Below are 16,586 nucleotides of genomic sequence, written 5' to 3'. Positions count from 1 at the left end.
GATCCGCCTGGAGCGCTCATCAGGAGAGCTCATGCTCGCCCCCGTACAACTGACTTCCGCCACTCGCCAGAACCTGTGGCGATTGACCTTCATCCGCACCCTGGTCCTGGCCGCACAGGCCGGTTCTGTGGGCCTGGCCTATTGGCTCGACCTGTTGCCGCTGCCTTGGCTGCAACTGGCCGTGACCCTCGGCTTTTCCACGGTGTTGTGCGCCTTTACCGTCATCCGCCTGCGCACCACGTGGCCGGTGACCGAGCTGGAATACGCCCTGCAACTGGCCTGCGACCTGTTTATCCACAGTGTGTTGCTGTATTTCTCCGGCGGTTCCACTAATCCCTTCGTTTCTTATTATTTGGTGCCGCTGACCATCGCTGCGGTGACGTTGCCTTGGCGTTACTCGGTGATTTTGTCCGGTATCGCCCTGACCCTGTACACCCTGCTGCTGGCCCAGTTCTATCCGCTGCAAACCTTTCCGATCGCTCGGGAAAACCTGCAGATCTATGGCATGTGGCTGAGCTTCGCGCTGTCCGCCGCCGTGATCACGTTCTTTGCTGCGCGCATGGCTGAAGAGCTGCGCCGTCAGGAAGAGTTGCGGGCGATCCGCCGTGAGGAAGGCCTGCGGGACCAGCAACTGTTGGCTGTTGCCACCCAGGCGGCCGGCGCGGCTCATGAGTTGGGCACGCCGTTGGCCACCATGAGCGTGTTGCTCAAGGAAATGCGCCAAGACCACCATCATCCAGACTTGCAGGACGACTTGAGCGTACTGCAGGATCAAGTCCAGGCGTGCAAGCAAACCTTGCAGCAGCTGGTGCGTGCCGCCGAAGCCAACCGTCGCCTGGCGATAGAGATGCAAGATGTCACCCAGTGGCTGGACGAAGCCCTGAACCGCTGGCACTTGATGCGTCCCGAAGCCAGTTACCGTTTCCATCTGCTGGGGCAGGGCACAGTACCGCGCATGGCACCACCGCCGGATTTGACCCAGGCACTGCTGAACCTGCTGAACAACGCCGCCGATGCTTGTCCGGAAGGGCTGGAAGTGCAGTTGGACTGGGACCAGGAAAACTTCACCATCAGTATTCGCGACCACGGTGCCGGCGTGCCGCTGGCCATTGCCGAGCAGATCGGCAAGCCATTCTTTACCACCAAGGGCAAAGGCTTCGGCCTGGGCCTGTTTTTGAGCAAGGCCAGCGTGACACGCGCTGGCGGCTCAGTGAAACTCTACAGTCATGAGGAAGGTGGCACGCTCACCGAGCTGCGCCTGCCCCGTGTCGCACGAGGAGACATCGATGAGTGACGAGATCCAAGTCGAAGGCGAAGAACTGCCGCACCTGCTGCTGGTAGATGACGACGCCACCTTTACCCGCGTCATGGCGCGGGCCATGAGCCGTCGCGGTTTTCGCGTGAGTACCGCAGGTTCTGCCGAAGAAGGTCTGACCATTGCTACGGCCGACCTGCCGGACTACGCGGCACTGGACCTGAAAATGGACGGCGACTCCGGCCTGGTGCTGTTGCCCAAGCTGCTGGAGCTGGACCCGGAAATGCGCGTGCTGATCCTCACCGGATATTCCAGCATCGCCACCGCCGTCGAGGCCATCAAACGGGGTGCCTGCAATTACCTGTGCAAGCCGGCGGACGCTGACGATGTGCTGGCTGCGTTGCTCTCCGAGCACGCCGACCTCGACACCCTGGTGCCGGAAAACCCGATGTCTGTCGACCGCCTGCAGTGGGAGCACATCCAACGGGTGCTGACCGAGCACGAAGGCAATATCTCCGCCACCGCCCGCGCCCTGGGCATGCACCGCCGGACCTTGCAGCGCAAGCTGCAAAAGCGTCCGGTTCGGCGCTGAACCCGCGCTGAACAAATATCAGCGCCGCTCTCGACCGCACGAGCCGATCCACTATGATCGGCTTGTGTGTGTTCTTTTCCCTATCGAGCCTTATCCATGAATCAGAACGCTGAATATTCCGCGGTCAACGATGCTGTGCGCGGGCAGTTTTTCCGCCGAGTCTGGCAAATGGTCACGCCGTATTGGCGCAGTGAAGAGAAGGGCAAGGCCTGGTTGTTGCTGATCGCCGTGATTGGTTTGTCGCTGTTCAGCGTGGCCATTTCCGTATGGATCAACCACTGGTACAAGGATTTCTACAACGCCCTGGAGAAGAAAGACACCGCCGCCTTCTGGCAATTGATCGGCTATTTCGGCGCGATTGCCGCCGTGGCAATCCTGGGTGCGGTATATCGCCTGTACCTGACTCAGATGCTGACGATTCGCTGGCGGGCCTGGCTCACCGAAAAGCACTTCGCACGCTGGCTCGCCGACAAGAACTACTACCAGCTGGAGCAGGGTGGCTATACCGATAACCCGGACCAGCGGATTTCCGAAGACCTCAACAGTTTCACTACCAGTACCCTGGGCCTCGGCCTGGGGCTGCTGCGCAACGTCGTTAGCCTGGTGTCGTTCTCCATCATTCTGTGGGGCGTTTCTGGCAGCATCGAAGTGTTCGGCGTCACGATTCCCGGCTACATGTTCTGGTGTGCCTTGGTGTATGCCGGTGTCGGCAGCTGGTTGACTCACTTGATCGGTCGCCGGTTGATCGGGCTGAACAACCAACAACAACGCTTCGAAGCTGACTTGCGTTTCTCCATGGTACGGGTGCGAGAGAACGCCGAGAGCATTGCCTTGTATAACGGCGAGCCCAACGAGAATCAGCGCCTCAGCACACGGTTCGGCAAGGTGTGGCTCAACTTCTGGGACATCATGAAAGTGTCCAAGCGCCTGACTTTCTTCACCGCCGGTTACAGCCAGATTGCAATCATCTTCCCGTTCATCGTTGCGGCGCCGCGCTATTTCACCGGCAAGATCGAACTGGGTGAGCTGATGCAAATCAACTCGGCGTTCGGCAACGTACAGGAGAACTTCAGCTGGTTTATCAGTGCCTACTCCGACCTGGCCTCGTGGCGTGCTACCAGCGATCGTCTGTTGAGTTTCCATCAGGCCATGAGCGACAACGAGGCGCGCAAGCCGGCGATTGAGGTGCAGAACCAAGGTGCCGAGCTGGCGGTGACAGGGCTCGGGCTGGATTTGGCAGACGGCCGTCACTTGCTGACCCAAGCCGACATGGTGGTGGAACCGGGCCAGCGGGTGATGTTGAGCGGCCGCTCGGGCAGTGGCAAAAGTACGTTGCTGCGGGCGATGGGGCACCTGTGGCCTAACGGTCATGGCGCGATTCGCCTGCCGGCGGCGCGTTATCTGTTCCTGCCACAGAAGCCGTATCTGCCGATTGGCACGTTGAAGGCGGTGCTGAGTTATCCACAGGAAGACTCGGTCTATAGCGCTGAACGTTATGCACAGGTCCTGGAAACCTGCCGCTTGCCGCATTTGGTCAACCGTCTTGATGAAGCCAATCACTGGCAACGCATGCTCTCGCCGGGTGAGCAACAGCGGCTGGCCTTTGCTCGTGCGCTGCTGTTCGCGCCGCAATGGCTGTACATGGATGAGGCGACCTCGGCCATGGATGAAGAGGATGAGGCGACGTTGTACCAGGCGTTGATTGATGAGCTGCCTGGCTTGAGCATCGTCAGCGTTGGTCATCGCAGTAGCCTCAAGCGCTTCCATGGGCGGCATGTGCGGATTGAGCAGGGGCAGTTGCAAGAACAACCGGTGTCCTGAGACCGGACACGGTCAGTGTGGGAGCTGGCTTGCCTGCGATAGCGGTATGTCAGGCAGCAGAGATGTAATCTGATATGCCGCTATCGCGGGCAAGCCCGGCTCCCGCATGTTTTGTGCTATTTGGCAGACCGTACCCCCAACAAAAAGCCCGGCTGATCATCGATCAGCCGGGCTTTTTATGTCGCTTGAAAGTGTATTACTTCTTCAAGCCGTAATGCTCATCCAGCATGCCTGGGGCGTTCGGCGTTTTTGGCGCGTAGTCCCGAGGCGGTTCCTGATTTTCCCGTGGTGGGGTCAGGCGTTCCCGTGGAGCTTGCGGCACATCGGAATGCAGCGCGGCCAGCAGACGCTGACGGGTGATGTCGTCCAGGGCCAGGCGGTTGGCGCCCTCGGCGAGATGATCTTGTACTTCCTGATAGCTCTGAGTGAGCTTTTTCACCAGGGTCGCGGTGCTGTTGAAATGGGTAACAACCTCGTTCTGATAACTGTCAAAACGTTCCTGAATGTCATCCAACTGACGCTGCGTGCGGTTAGGCGCCGCATTGGGCAGCAGGCGAGCAACCAGGAATCCAATGGCGACACCGGCAACCAAGGCGAGAGTCGGCAACAACCAAACTAAGAGCGAGTGTTCCACGAGTCCTTCCTCTATAAACGGCTTTGCTTTACGTTAACGGCTCGGACCTGCGCTGTATACCGCGATTAAGTTCGCAATGATGCCATGCACAGACTTTTAGCTAGACGAGTCGACCCCTTGAGAGGTCACGGAGTTCCTTCCTTGCTGATGCGTGAAACCCCCGTTTTGATCGATGGCCCGGTCGGCCAACTGGAAGCCCTGTATCTGGATCACCCCGAGCCACGTGGCCTGGCGCTGATCTGCCACCCTAACCCGGTGCAGGGCGGCACCATGCTCAACAAAGTGGTTTCGACCCTGCAACGCACTGCCCGCGATGCCGGTTTGATTACTTTGCGTTTCAATTATCGTGGCGTCGGCGCCAGCGCCGGAACCCACGATATGTCCACCGGTGAAGTGGACGACGCCGAAGCGGCCGCCACCTGGCTGCGTGAAAAACACCCCGACCTGCCTATCACCCTGCTGGGTTTTTCCTTCGGTGGGTATGTTGCGGCAAGTCTCGGCGGCCGCCTGGAAGCCAAGGGCGAAAAACTTGCGCACCTGTTCATGGTGGCGGCTGCGGTCATGCGCCTGCGCGATCAGGACGTGCTGGCGCAGAACTGCCCATTGACTCTGATCCAGCCTGAAACCGACGAAGTGGTCGACCCCCAGACCGTCTACGACTGGTCCGCGGCCTTGAATCGCCCCCATGAGCTGCTGAAAGTGGCAGAATGCGGACACTTTTTTCATGGCAAGCTGACCGATCTAAAGGATCTGGTGCTGCCGCGCCTTTCGAATTGATAGCAGTCTGATAAGCGATTACCCATGACGACTCGTACCCGTATCCTCACCGGCATCACCACCACCGGCACGCCGCACCTGGGCAACTACGCGGGCGCCATCCGCCCGGCGATCCTTGCCAGCCAGGACGCCAACGCCGACTCCTTCTACTTCCTGGCCGACTACCACGCCCTGATCAAATGCGATGACCCGCAGCGCATCCAGCGCTCGCGTATGGAAATCGCCGCGACCTGGCTGGCCGGTGGCCTGGATGTGAACCGGGTGACCTTCTACCGCCAGTCCGACATCCCGGAAATCCCCGAGCTGACCTGGCTGCTGACCTGTGTGGCGGCCAAGGGCCTGCTCAACCGCGCCCACGCCTACAAGGCCTCGGTGGACAAGAACCTGGAAAATGGCGAAGACCCGGATGCGGGCATCACCATGGGCCTGTACAGCTACCCGGTGCTGATGGCCGCGGACATCCTGATGTTCAACGCCCACAAAGTGCCGGTCGGTCGTGACCAGATCCAGCACGTGGAAATGGCTCGGGACATCGGCCAGCGCTTCAATCATCTGTTCGGCAACGGTAAAGAATTCTTCACCATGCCTGAGGCGCTGATCGAAGAAAGCGTCGCCACCTTACCGGGCCTGGATGGCCGCAAGATGTCGAAGAGCTACGACAACACCATCCCGTTGTTCACCAGCGCCAAAGACATGAAAGATGCCATCTCGCGGATCGTCACCGACTCCCGCGCGCCAGGCGAGGCAAAAGATCCGGACAACTCCCACCTGTTCACCTTGTTCCAGGCGTTTGCCACCAAGGCTCAGGAAGAGGAATTCCGTGGCGAACTGCTGCAAGGCCTGGGCTGGGGCGAGGCGAAGAACCGTCTGTTCCAGCTGTTGGACGGCCAACTGGGCGAAGCCCGCGAGCGTTATCACCAGTTGATGTCGCGCCCTTCGGACATGGAAGATCTGCTGTTGATCGGTGCCAAGAAAGCCCGTGCCGTGGCCGCTCCGTTCCTCAGCGAACTGCGTGAAGCAGTTGGCCTGCGTTCGTTTGTCAACCAGACCACGGTTGCCGCCAGCACCAAGAAGAAGGCTGCGAAAGCCGCGCGCTTCGTCAGTTTCCGCGAAGATGACGGTAGCTTCCGCTTCCGCCTGTTGGCAGCCGAAGGTGAGCAACTGCTGCTGTCGCGCAACTTTGCCGATGGTAAAGCGGCGGGTGCCGTGACCAAACAACTGCAGTCGGGTCAGGACTTGGACGTACGCAGCGAAGCATTGAGCTTCAGCGTCTGGCTGGAAGGTGCGGCCGTGGCCGACAGTCCGTCCTTCGCCGACAGCGCATCGCGCGATGCCGCCATCGAGGCGTTGCGCGTAGCGCTGACGCCAATCGAGGATTAACCCGACCAAGGGTTGATTGCCATTCTTCAGGGCCGTCGTTACAGTGGCGGCCCGTTTTTGTTGCCTTGCTAACGAATTATGACGCCCCTAGAACGATATCAAGCTGATCTGAAGCGCCCCGAATTCTTCCATGACGCCGCCCAGGAAACTGCGGTGCGTCATTTGCAGCGCCTGTACGACGATCTGGTCCAGGCCTCGCAGAACAAGCCGGGGATGTTCAGCAAACTGTTTGGCAAGAAAGACCAAGCGCCGGTCAAGGGCCTGTATTTCTGGGGTGGCGTGGGCCGGGGCAAGACTTACCTGGTGGACACGTTCTTCGAAGCGCTGCCGTTCAAGGAAAAGGTCCGCACTCACTTCCACCGCTTCATGAAGCGTGTGCATGAAGAGATGAAGACCCTTCCCGGCGAGAAAAACCCGCTGACCATCATTGCCAAGCGTTTCTCCGATGAGGCGCGGGTGATCTGTTTCGATGAGTTTTTCGTCTCTGACATCACCGACGCCATGATCCTCGGCACGCTGATGGAAGAACTGTTCAAGAACGGTGTGACCCTGGTCGCTACCTCGAACATCGTGCCGGACGGCCTGTATAAGGACGGCCTGCAGCGGGCGCGCTTCCTGCCGGCTATCGCCTTGATCAAGCAGAACACTGACATCGTCAACGTCGACAGTGGCGTCGACTACCGCCTGCGTCACCTCGAACAAGCGGAGTTGTTCCACTTCCCGCTCGACGAAGCCGCTCAGGAAAGCCTGCGCAAAAGCTTCCGCGCCCTGACGCCGGAATGCACCCAGGCCGTGGAAAACGATAAGTTGATTATTGAAAACCGCGAAATCATCGCCCTGCGCACTTGCGACGATGTGGCCTGGTTCGACTTCCGCGAACTGTGCGACGGCCCCCGCAGCCAGAACGACTACATCGAGCTGGGCAAGATCTTCCACGCTGTTATCTTGAGCGGCGTCGAGCAAATGACCGTCACCACCGACGACATCGCCCGACGCTTTATCAACATGGTCGATGAGTTCTACGACCGTAACGTCAAGCTGATCATTTCGGCCGAAGTTGAACTCAAGGACCTCTACACCGGCGGTCGCTTGAACTTCGAGTTCCAACGGACCTTGAGCCGCTTGCTGGAAATGCAATCCCACGAGTTCCTGTCGCGGGCGCATAAGCCGTAAGTGGTGTGATCGAAATGAAAAAGGCCTGCAGCGATGCAGGCCTTTTTTATACAAAATTTCCAGATCAGCAGAAATCAAATGTGGGAGTCGGGCTTGCCTGCGATGGCGGTCTGTCAGGCAATGCATCTGGTGCCTGACAGATCGCCATCGCAGGCAAGCCAGCTCCCACTTTGTACTGTGTATACCCTTTGCTTAGGCGGCTTGCTGAAACTGCTGGCGGTACTGGTTCGGCGACAGCTCGGTGTGCTGCCTGAACAACCGCGCAAAGAAGCTCGCATCGTCATAGCCCACCTCATAACTGATGGTCTTGATGCTTTTGCGACTGCCCGAAAGCAAGCCCTTGGCGGTTTCGATGCGCAGGCGTTGTAGATAGTGCAGGGGCTTGTCGCCGGTGGCGGTCTGGAAGCGGCGCATGAAGTTGCGGATGCTCATGCCGTGTTCCCGGGCGACGTCTTCGAAGCGGAACTTGTCGGCGAAGTGTTCTTCGAGCCAGTGCTGGATCTGCAGGATGATCACGTCCTGGTGCAGTTTCTGGCCGCCGAAGCCGATGCGACCGGGGGCGTAGCTGCGTTGCACTTCATAAAGAATGTCGCGCGCCACGGCCTGGGCGATGTTGGCGCCGCAGAAGCGTTCGATCAAATAGATGTAGAGGTCGCAGGCCGAGGTGGTACCGCCGGCGCAGTACAGGTTGTCGGCGTCGGTCAGGTGCTTGTCCTGATTGAGTTGTACCTTGGGGAACCGCTCGCTGAACGCGTTGAAGAAGCGCCAATAGGTGGTCGCCTCCTTGCCGTCCAACAGTCCCGCTTCAGCGAGCCAGAATACCCCGGTGGCTTCGCCGCAGAGCACGGCGCCACGGGCGTGTTGCTCCCGTAGCCAAGGCAGGATCTGCGGATAACGGCCGCACAGGGAGTCAAAGTCGTCCCAGAACGCCGGCAGGACAATAATGTCGGCATTTTCCAGCCCGCCGTCCACCGGCATGATCACATCGCTGAAGCTGCGCACCGATTGCCCATCAGGGCTGACCAGGCGGGTTTCGAATGCGGGAGTAAGGCCCTGGCCCAGCTGTTTGCCATAGCGCAGGCTGGCGAGGTGGAAGAAATCCTTGGCTTGCATGAGGGTGGAAGCAAATACCCGATCAATGGCCAAAATGCTGACGCGCCGCAAGGGCGTGGAGACTTGGGTAGACATAATTTCATTTATTCTTATAGGGGAAAGTGGTCACCAGACGGCTGGATCGTCTTATTTTTTGTCGCATGTGTCCAGTGTCCTGTGACGTCCCGCAGGCTTAGGCTTTGTGATCTTGTTCTTGTCTGACAATTCTCACAGGTGACCCATGATTCCCAGAACCTTGTTCAGCTCGGAGCACGAACTCTTCCGTCAGAGCGTGCGCACCTTCCTCGAAAAAGACGCTGCGCCGTTCCACGGGCAATGGGAAAAACAGGGGCATATTGATCGCAACCTGTGGAACAAGGCGGGGGAGGCGGGAATGCTCTGTTCTCACCTGCCGGAAGAATATGGTGGCTTGGGGGCGGACTTTCTCTATAGCGCGGTGGTGATCGAGGAGATCAGTCGGCTGGGGTTGACCGGGATCGGTTTCTCCCTGCATTCGGACATCGTGGCGCCGTACATCCTGCATTACGGCAGCGAAGCGCTGAAGCAGAAGTACCTGCCCAAACTGATCTCCGGGGAGATGGTCACGGCCATCGCCATGACCGAGCCGGGTGCCGGCTCCGACCTGCAGGGGGTGAAGACCACCGCCGTGCTGGACGGCGATGAATATGTGATCAACGGTTCGAAGACTTTTATTACCAATGGCTTCCTCGCAGACTTGGTCATCGTTGTGGCCAAGACCGATCCGAAGGCTGGCGCGAAGGGCACCAGCTTGTTCCTGGTGGAGGCGAATACACCAGGCTTCGACAAGGGCAAGCGCTTGGAAAAGGTCGGGATGAAGGCCCAGGACACCTCGGAGCTGTTTTTTCAGGATGTACGGGTGCCCAAGGAAAATCTGCTGGGGCAGGCGGGGATGGGCTTCGCCTATTTGATGCAGGAATTGCCCCAGGAGCGCTTGACCGTGGCAATTGGCGCCTTGGCATCAGCGGAAGCGGCATTGCAATGGACCCTGGAATACACCCGCGAGCGCAAAGCGTTTGGCAAGCCGATTGCCGATTTCCAGAACACCCGCTTCAAGTTGGCGGAGATTGCAACAGAGGCGCAGATCGGCCGGGTGTTTGTCGACAAGTGCCTGGAGCAGCACCTGGAAGGCAAGCTGGACGTGCCTACGGCGGCGATGGCCAAGTACTGGACCACTGACCTGCAATGCAAGGTGCTCGACGAGTGCGTGCAGCTGCACGGCGGTTATGGCTACATGTGGGAATACCCGATTGCCCGGGCCTGGGCGGATGCGCGGGTGCAGCGCATTTATGCGGGGACCAATGAAATCATGAAGGAGATTATTGCGCGGGCGCTTTGAAAATCGTATGGGCTTTATGTGGCGAGCGAGCTTGCCCGCGTTGGGCTGCGTAGCAGCCCCAATAACAGCACCTCGTTTTTTCAGGTCGATTGAGATGGCAGGTTTTGGGGCCGCTTCGCGGCCCAACGGGGGCAAGCCCCCTCGCCACAGGTTAGGTGTCAGCCTTGCCGGTCAATCAAGGCGCAGGGTTTGGGTGATCCTTCTGAATCTCCTCGATCCCCGCCAGCACTTCATCCGACAGTTTCAAGTCGGCGCTGGCGATGTTGCTGTCCAGTTGCTCCAGCGTCGTGGCACCAATGATGTTGCTGGTCACGAAGGACTGCTGCGTCACAAAGGCCAGCGCCATCTGCGCCGGGTCCAGGCCGTGCTCACGCGCCAAGGCCACGTAACGGCTGCATGCGGCTTCCGATTGTGCGTTGAAGTAGCGGCTGAAGCGGCTGTAGAGGCTCAGGCGACCTTTTGCCGGACGTGCGCCCCCTTCGTATTTGCCACTCAGCATGCCGAACGCCAATGGCGAATAGGCCAGTAGCCCACACTGCTCGCGAATGGCGATTTCCGCCAGGCCCACTTCAAAGCTGCGGTTGAGCAGGTTGTAGGGGTTCTGGATCGACACCGCGCGGGTCCAGCCACGGGCTTCGGCCAGGGCCAGGAACTTCATGGTGCCCCATGGGGTTTCGTTGGACAGGCCAATATGGCGAATCTTGCCGGCCTTGACCTGTTCGTCCAGGGCTTCGAGGGTTTCCTCCAGCGGCGTCAGGTTTTCTTCGGCCTTGTGTTTGTAGGCCAATTGTCCGAAGAAGTTGGTGCTGCGCTCCGGCCAATGCAGTTGGTAGAGGTCGATCCAATCGGTTTGCAGGCGCTTGAGGCTGGCGTCCAGGGCGTCGACGATGTGTTTGCGGTTGTGCTTGAGGTTGCCATCGCGGATGTAGTCGATGGTGTTGCCGGGGCCGGCGATCTTGCTGGCGAGGATCCAGTCGGCACGGTCGCCGCGGCTTTTGAAGTAGTTACCGATATAACGCTCGGTGGTGGCGTAGGTATCTGCCTTGGGTGGCACCGGGTACATTTCTGCCGTGTCGAGGAAATTGATCCCCGCGGCCTTGGCCCGTTCGATCTGTGCGAAGGCCTCTGCCTCGCTGTTCTGCTCGCCCCAGGTCATGGTCCCCAAGGCTATCGCACTCACGTTCAGATCGGTCCGGCCCAGTTGTCGATAATCCATCGGGTACTCCTTCGGGGAAAACAATCATAAAAGCAGGTTGAATTTTTTTTGGCAATCTGCATAATTGCCCACCTCTTTCTGCAGTGGAAGTGATGCGCCGCCTGCCGAAGAATCTTGCCGTTGAACGGACGCGCTGACCCGAGCCCCCGATAGCGTCTGTATCCGGCTGCCTTTGACTTGTCAAAGTACGCACTATTCAGTAAGATCCGCCGTCTAATTTACAGGGCGGCCCCTGAGGCTATTAAAGAATGACAACTTTTACTGCAAAACCGGAAACAGTTCAGCGCGACTGGTTTGTCGTCGATGCCGCTGGTCAGACCCTGGGTCGTCTGGCCACTGAAGTCGCCAGCCGTCTGCGTGGCAAGCACAAGCCTGAATACACCCCTCACGTTGACACCGGTGACTACATCGTGATCATCAACGCTGAGCAGGTACGTGTTACCGGCAACAAAGCGCAAGACAAAATGTACTACCGTCACTCCGGTTTCCCAGGCGGTATCAAGTCTTCGAACTTCGAAGGCCTGATTTCCAAGAAGCCTGAAGCCCCGATCGAAATCGCGGTCAAAGGTATGCTGCCTAAGGGCCCACTGGGTCGCGATATGTTTCGCAAGCTGAAAGTCTATGCGGGCGCTGCTCACCCTCATGCTGCTCAGCAGCCCCAAGAACTGAAGTTTTAACGGAATAGTTCATTATGTCGGCGACTCAAAATTACGGCACTGGCCGTCGCAAAACCGCAACCGCACGCGTTTTCCTGCGTCCGGGCACTGGTAACATCTCGATCAACAACCGCACTCTGGAAAACTTCTTCGGTCGCGAAACTGCCCGTATGGTAGTTCGTCAGCCGCTGGAATTGACCGAGACCGTTGAAAAGTTCGACATCTACGTCACCGTTATCGGTGGCGGTGTAAGTGGTCAAGCTGGCGCAATCCGCCACGGTATCACTCGCGCTCTGATGCAGTACGACGAAACCCTGCGTGGCGCTCTGCGCAAAGCTGGCTTCGTTACTCGCGATGCTCGTGAAGTTGAACGTAAGAAAGTCGGTCTGCGTAAAGCGCGTAAGCGTCCGCAGTACTCGAAGCGTTAATTCGCTTTTACGTTCCAGAAAACGCCCAGCCTCCTCACGGAGCTGGGCGTTTTTTATTGTCTGCGATTTATAGGCAATTTTTTACCGTGACAACTTGCCACATCCGTAGACCCCCTATACTCAAAGGCTTGGAGCTGGGGCCGGGGGTAATTACCTTGTCAGAGGTGGGGCTTTTCATTACCATTCGGCAAAATTTTTATAAGTTCAGATTTAACACTTAGTAGACGCCTGATTTAACAGGCCACAAAGCTGATGGGAGAGGACTGAATGAGCAATGACGGCGTGAATGCAGGCCGGCGTCGCTTCTTGGTAGCAGCCACATCCGTGGTGGGTGCTGCAGGAGCGGTGGGGGCTGCGGTCCCGTTCGTGGGGTCATGGTTTCCCAGTGCCAAGGCGAAAGCCGCAGGTGCACCGGTGAAGGTGAATGTCAGCAAGATCGATCCAGGCCAGCAAATGATTGCTGAATGGCGCGGTCAGCCAGTGTTCATCGTTCGTCGTACTGAGGAAATCCTGGGAAATTTGAAGAAGATCGAAGGCCAGTTGTCTGACCCCGACTCGAAGAATTCCGACCAACCCGCTTACGTCGATAAGGAAATTCGCTCGATCAAGCCAGAGATTCTGCTGCTGATCGGTATCTGCACCCACTTGGGTTGCTCTCCCACCTTCCGCCCGGAAGTGGCGCCCGCGGACTTGGGCAAGGACTGGGTCGGCGGCTACTTCTGCCCGTGCCACGGTTCCCACTACGACCTGGCCGGCCGCGTCTACAAGTCACAACCCGCGCCTTTGAACCTGCCAGTTCCGCCACATCACTACGAGACTGACAGTGTCATTGTCATTGGCGTCGACGAGGGGGAGAAAGTCTGATGAGCAAGTTCATGGATTGGGTTGATGCACGCTTCCCCGCCACCAAGATGTGGGAAGACCATCTCAGCAAGTATTACGCCCCGAAGAACTTCAACTTCTTCTACTTCTTTGGCTCCCTGGCACTGCTGGTGCTGGTCAACCAGATCGTTACCGGTGTCTGGCTGACCATGAGCTACACCCCGTCGGCGGAAGAGGCCTTTGCGTCCGTCGAAGGCATCATGCGCGACGTCAATCATGGCGCTATCTTGCGTCTGCTTCATGCCGTGGGCGCTTCGATGTTCTTCATCGTGGTCTATCTGCACATGTTCCGTGGCTTACTCTACGGTTCGTACCAGAAGCCTCGCGAGCTGGTGTGGGTGTTCGGCATGCTGATCTACCTGGCGCTGATGGCTGAGGCCTTCATGGGCTACCTGCTGCCGTGGGGCCAGATGTCCTACTGGGGCGCCCAGGTGATCATCTCGCTGTTCGGTGCGATCCCTGTCATCGGCAACGACCTGACCCAGTGGATTCGTGGTGACTACCTGATTTCCGGTATTACCCTGAACCGCTTCTTCGCCTTGCACGTGGTGGCCTTGCCGATCGTGATTCTCGGCCTGGTGGTGTTGCACGTCCTGGCGCTGCACGAAGTCGGCTCCAACAACCCGGACGGCGTGGACATCAAGAAGCACAAGGACGAGAACGGCGTACCGCTGGATGGCATTGCCTTCCACCCGTACTACACCGTGAAAGATATCGTCGGCGTGGTGGTGTTCCTGTTCATCTTTTGCTCGATCGTGTTCTTTTTCCCGGAGATGGGCGGTTATTTCCTCGAGAAGCCGAACTTCGAACAAGCGAACGCCTTCAAGACCCCGGAACACATTGCCCCGGTCTGGTACTTCACTCCGTTCTACGCCATTTTGCGGGCGATTCCCGACAAACTCATGGGCGTTATCGCCATGGGCGCGGCCATCGCCGTGCTGTTCGTCCTGCCATGGCTCGACCGTAGTCCGGTCAAATCCATGCGCTACAAGGGCTGGATGAGCAAGATCTGGCTGTGGGTGTTCTGCATTTCGTTCGTGATCCTGGGCGTACTGGGCGTATTGGCGCCGACCCCTGAGCGTACGCTGCTGTCGCAGGTCTGCACGTTCCTGTACTTCGCCTACTTCATTCTGATGCCGTTCTACACCAGGCTCGAGAAGACCAAACCGGTTCCGGAAAGGGTGACTGGCTGATGAAAAAATTATTCGTTGCATTGATTCTTGCGGCCCTGCCGATACTGTCCTTCGCGGCCGAGCATGGCCCGGACCTGGAAAAAGTCGATATCGACGTATCTGACAAGGCTGCGATGCAAGATGGCGCACGTACGTTCGCCAACTACTGCATGGGCTGCCACAGCGCCAAGTTCCAGCGTTACGAGCGGGTTGCCGATGATTTGGGCATTCCCCATGACGTGATGCTCAAGAACCTGGTGTTCACCGGCGCCAAGATCGGAGACCACATGAACATCGGTATGCAACCTGCCGATGCCAAGACCTGGTTCGGGGCGGCACCGCCGGACCTGACCCTGGTGGCGCGCGTTCGTGGCACCGATTGGCTCTACGGCTACCTGAGATCCTTCTATGAAGACCCGTCGCGCCCGTACGGCGTGAACAACAAGGTGTTCCCGAATGTCGGTATGCCTAACGTTCTGGTCGGCCTGCAGGGTCGCCAAGTGGTAGGATGCAAGCAGGTTCAGATCGTTGAAGACGGCAAGAAGCAATATGACCCGTTGACCGGTACGCCGCTGACTCATGAAGCGTGCGATCAACTGACCATAATGCCAAAAACCGGTGCGTTGAACGAAGAGCAGTTTGATGAGAAGGTCAAGAACCTGGTGACCTTCCTGGCCTATTCGGCCAACCCAGTGAAGCTGCAGCATCAGCGCATTGGTACCTATGTGTTGCTGTACCTGGCCTTCTTCTTCGTGTTCGCATATTTACTCAAACGCGAATACTGGAAGGACGTGCATTGATCCAACCGTAAGCAATTGCTGTTAATCTTGCGCGCCCAGCGGCATCTCTGAACAGGTAACGGTCTGGTTGATCCAGGCGTTACGGAGATGCTCTCTGGGCGCGCTCGTTTTTGAGCGTTTCAATAATTTCAACAAGCGAGGAGGACCGCCATGGGCGTGACCAATCGGTTGGCCTGTTACTCCGACCCCGCCGACCACTATTCCCACCGAGTACGCATCGTGCTCGCAGAGAAGGGTGTCAGCGCAGAGATCATCAGTGTGGAGGCCGGTCGTCACCCGCCGAAACTGATCGAAGTGAACCCTTACGGCAGCTTGCCCACCCTGGTTGATCGTGACCTGGCGCTGTGGGAGTCAACCGTGGTGATGGAATATCTGGATGAGCGTTACCCGCATCCGCCTTTGTTGCCGGTGTATCCGGTGGCACGTGCCAACAGCCGTCTGCTGATCCATCGGATTCAGCGTGACTGGTGTGGCCTGGTCGATTTGATCCTGGATTCGCGCAGCAAAGAAGCGGCTCGCGTTCAGGCGCGCAAGGAATTGCGTGAGAGCCTGACGGGTGTTTCGCCGTTATTTGCCGACAAACCTTTTTTCCTCAGCGAGGAACAAAGTCTGGTGGATTGCTGCCTATTACCCATACTCTGGCGCTTGCCGATTCTGGGCATTGAACTGCCGCGGCCTGCCAAGCCGCTGCTTGATTACATGGAGCGCCAGTTTGCGCGTGAGGCTTTCCAGGCGAGTCTGTCTGGTGTCGAACGTGATATGCGCTAAGGCTTAAGGAGCCGCTGATGAACTCCAGTCGACCTTATCTGGTCCGCGCGCTCTATGAGTGGATTGTGGACAACGATTGCACCCCGCACATGCTGGTCAATTCCGAGTTTCCTGCTGTGCAGGTACCACAAGGTTTTGCCAGTGACGGACAGATCGTCCTGAACGTTTCGCCCAGTGCCGTGAGACACCTGCACATGGACAATGAAGCGGTCAGTTTCGAAGGGCGTTTCGGCGGTGTGCCGCATACGCTGTACGTGCCCATCGGCGCCATCCTGGGGATTTATGCCCGGGAGAACGGCCAGGGCATGGTGTTTGATCTGGAGTCGCCTCTTGAGGACGACGACGCGATCGAGCTCGAAGATGACAATGATGTGCCGCCGCCTGATTCCGAGCCGCCGCGTCCTAGCGGTCGTCCGAGTCTGAAAGTGGTGAAGTGACAGGACACAAGCCTTCGGGCAAGTGTTGAAAAATGCCTCGGCTTTGCCGGGGTATTTTTTTGCGCGCTGCAAAAGCCCGCAGGTTGCAGATGAAAGTGCTGACAGAACGGTGATCGTACAACCGG

General features: G+C 58.2%; 17 protein-coding genes. 14 read left to right on the top strand and 3 right to left on the bottom strand.

The features are described 5' to 3' along the window. Nucleotides 1-31 precede the first annotated feature (31 nt). The 3 genes from HKK55_RS20725 (at nucleotide 32) to HKK55_RS20715 (ending at nucleotide 3,668) form a co-directional block, all read left to right on the top strand. Complete coding sequence (locus HKK55_RS20725) at nucleotides 32-1,294, top strand: ATP-binding protein (RefSeq protein WP_169356372.1); 1,263 nt, start codon at nucleotides 32-34, stop codon at nucleotides 1,292-1,294. Beyond that, nucleotides 1,287-1,847: a response regulator transcription factor gene (locus HKK55_RS20720; RefSeq protein ID WP_169356371.1), complete on the top strand. Its 561-nt coding sequence runs from the start codon at nucleotides 1,287-1,289 to the stop codon at nucleotides 1,845-1,847. The genes HKK55_RS20725 and HKK55_RS20720 overlap by 8 nt, the downstream gene beginning before the upstream one ends. Nucleotides 1,848-1,943: 96 nt before the next feature. Beyond that, nucleotides 1,944-3,668, top strand: a complete 1,725-nt coding sequence (locus HKK55_RS20715) for an ABC transporter ATP-binding protein/permease (RefSeq protein ID WP_169356370.1) — start codon at nucleotides 1,944-1,946, stop codon at nucleotides 3,666-3,668. A gap of 196 nt (nucleotides 3,669-3,864) precedes the next feature. On the opposite strand, the gene HKK55_RS20710 is transcribed toward HKK55_RS20715, so the two are convergent. Next, nucleotides 3,865-4,302 (bottom strand): YhcB family protein, encoded by a 438-nt coding sequence (locus HKK55_RS20710; protein WP_169356369.1) that lies wholly within the window; start codon nucleotides 4,300-4,302, stop codon nucleotides 3,865-3,867. Nucleotides 4,303-4,449: 147 nt separating this feature from the next. Between HKK55_RS20710 and HKK55_RS20705 the strand changes: the two genes are divergently transcribed. The 3 genes from HKK55_RS20705 (at nucleotide 4,450) to zapE (ending at nucleotide 7,632) form a co-directional block, all read left to right on the top strand. Next, on the top strand, nucleotides 4,450-5,079 hold the full coding sequence (locus HKK55_RS20705; protein ID WP_169356368.1) for an alpha/beta hydrolase: 630 nt from the start codon (nucleotides 4,450-4,452) through the stop codon (nucleotides 5,077-5,079). A 24-nt stretch (nucleotides 5,080-5,103) separates the two neighbouring features. After that, the gene (locus HKK55_RS20700) at nucleotides 5,104-6,459 is read left to right on the top strand and encodes a tryptophan--tRNA ligase (RefSeq protein WP_169356367.1); all 1,356 of its coding nucleotides are present in this window, start codon (nucleotides 5,104-5,106) and stop codon (nucleotides 6,457-6,459) included. A 78-nt stretch (nucleotides 6,460-6,537) separates the two neighbouring features. Continuing rightward, complete coding sequence (gene zapE, locus HKK55_RS20695) at nucleotides 6,538-7,632, top strand: cell division protein ZapE (RefSeq protein WP_155583533.1); 1,095 nt, start codon at nucleotides 6,538-6,540, stop codon at nucleotides 7,630-7,632. A gap of 192 nt (nucleotides 7,633-7,824) precedes the next feature. On the opposite strand, the gene HKK55_RS20690 is transcribed toward zapE, so the two are convergent. Next, the gene (locus tag HKK55_RS20690; RefSeq protein WP_178123323.1) at nucleotides 7,825-8,745 is read right to left on the bottom strand and encodes a GlxA family transcriptional regulator; all 921 of its coding nucleotides are present in this window, start codon (nucleotides 8,743-8,745) and stop codon (nucleotides 7,825-7,827) included. Nucleotides 8,746-8,965: 220 nt separating this feature from the next. Here HKK55_RS20690 and HKK55_RS20685 point away from each other — a divergent pair, with 220 nt between their 5' ends. Then, nucleotides 8,966-10,102 carry an acyl-CoA dehydrogenase family protein gene (locus HKK55_RS20685; RefSeq protein ID WP_169356365.1) on the top strand — a complete coding sequence of 379 codons (1,137 nt, stop codon included), beginning with the start codon at nucleotides 8,966-8,968 and terminating at the stop codon, nucleotides 10,100-10,102. A gap of 175 nt (nucleotides 10,103-10,277) precedes the next feature. Here HKK55_RS20685 and HKK55_RS20680 read toward each other — a convergent pair whose 3' ends face one another. Continuing rightward, nucleotides 10,278-11,318, bottom strand: coding sequence for an NADP(H)-dependent aldo-keto reductase (locus tag HKK55_RS20680; protein ID WP_169356364.1), 1,041 nt, complete (start codon nucleotides 11,316-11,318; stop codon nucleotides 10,278-10,280). A gap of 248 nt (nucleotides 11,319-11,566) precedes the next feature. Between HKK55_RS20680 and rplM the strand changes: the two genes are divergently transcribed. The 7 genes from rplM to HKK55_RS20645 all read left to right on the top strand — a co-directional run bounded on the left by rplM (nucleotide 11,567) and on the right by HKK55_RS20645 (nucleotide 16,461). Next, nucleotides 11,567-11,995 carry a 50S ribosomal protein L13 gene (rplM, locus tag HKK55_RS20675; RefSeq protein ID WP_155583529.1) on the top strand — a complete coding sequence of 143 codons (429 nt, stop codon included), beginning with the start codon at nucleotides 11,567-11,569 and terminating at the stop codon, nucleotides 11,993-11,995. A 14-nt stretch (nucleotides 11,996-12,009) separates the two neighbouring features. Further along, nucleotides 12,010-12,402, top strand: a complete 393-nt coding sequence (rpsI, locus tag HKK55_RS20670; protein ID WP_003216038.1) for a 30S ribosomal protein S9 — start codon at nucleotides 12,010-12,012, stop codon at nucleotides 12,400-12,402. 267 nt (nucleotides 12,403-12,669) lie between these two features. Continuing rightward, on the top strand, nucleotides 12,670-13,266 hold the full coding sequence (gene petA / locus HKK55_RS20665) for a ubiquinol-cytochrome c reductase iron-sulfur subunit (protein WP_155583528.1): 597 nt from the start codon (nucleotides 12,670-12,672) through the stop codon (nucleotides 13,264-13,266). Beyond that, a complete protein-coding gene (locus HKK55_RS20660; RefSeq protein WP_169356363.1) occupies nucleotides 13,266-14,477 on the top strand; it encodes a cytochrome bc complex cytochrome b subunit in 1,212 nt (403 codons plus the stop codon). The genes petA and HKK55_RS20660 overlap by 1 nt, the downstream gene beginning before the upstream one ends. Then, nucleotides 14,477-15,256 (top strand): cytochrome c1, encoded by a 780-nt coding sequence (locus tag HKK55_RS20655; RefSeq protein ID WP_169356362.1) that lies wholly within the window; start codon nucleotides 14,477-14,479, stop codon nucleotides 15,254-15,256. Before HKK55_RS20660 ends, HKK55_RS20655 begins: the two co-directional genes overlap by 1 nt. 150 nt (nucleotides 15,257-15,406) lie before the next feature. After that, nucleotides 15,407-16,024, top strand: coding sequence for a glutathione S-transferase N-terminal domain-containing protein (locus tag HKK55_RS20650; protein ID WP_155583525.1), 618 nt, complete (start codon nucleotides 15,407-15,409; stop codon nucleotides 16,022-16,024). A 17-nt stretch (nucleotides 16,025-16,041) separates the two neighbouring features. Next, nucleotides 16,042-16,461 carry a ClpXP protease specificity-enhancing factor gene (locus HKK55_RS20645; protein WP_169356361.1) on the top strand — a complete coding sequence of 140 codons (420 nt, stop codon included), beginning with the start codon at nucleotides 16,042-16,044 and terminating at the stop codon, nucleotides 16,459-16,461. Nucleotides 16,462-16,586: the final 125 nt, after the last annotated feature.

Source organism: Pseudomonas sp. ADAK18 (assembly GCF_012935695.1).
Lineage (GTDB): Bacteria > Pseudomonadota > Gammaproteobacteria > Pseudomonadales > Pseudomonadaceae > Aquipseudomonas.
The sequence above is the reverse complement of the archived record's forward strand: the minus strand, read 5'-3'. Positions and strand labels throughout refer to the sequence as shown.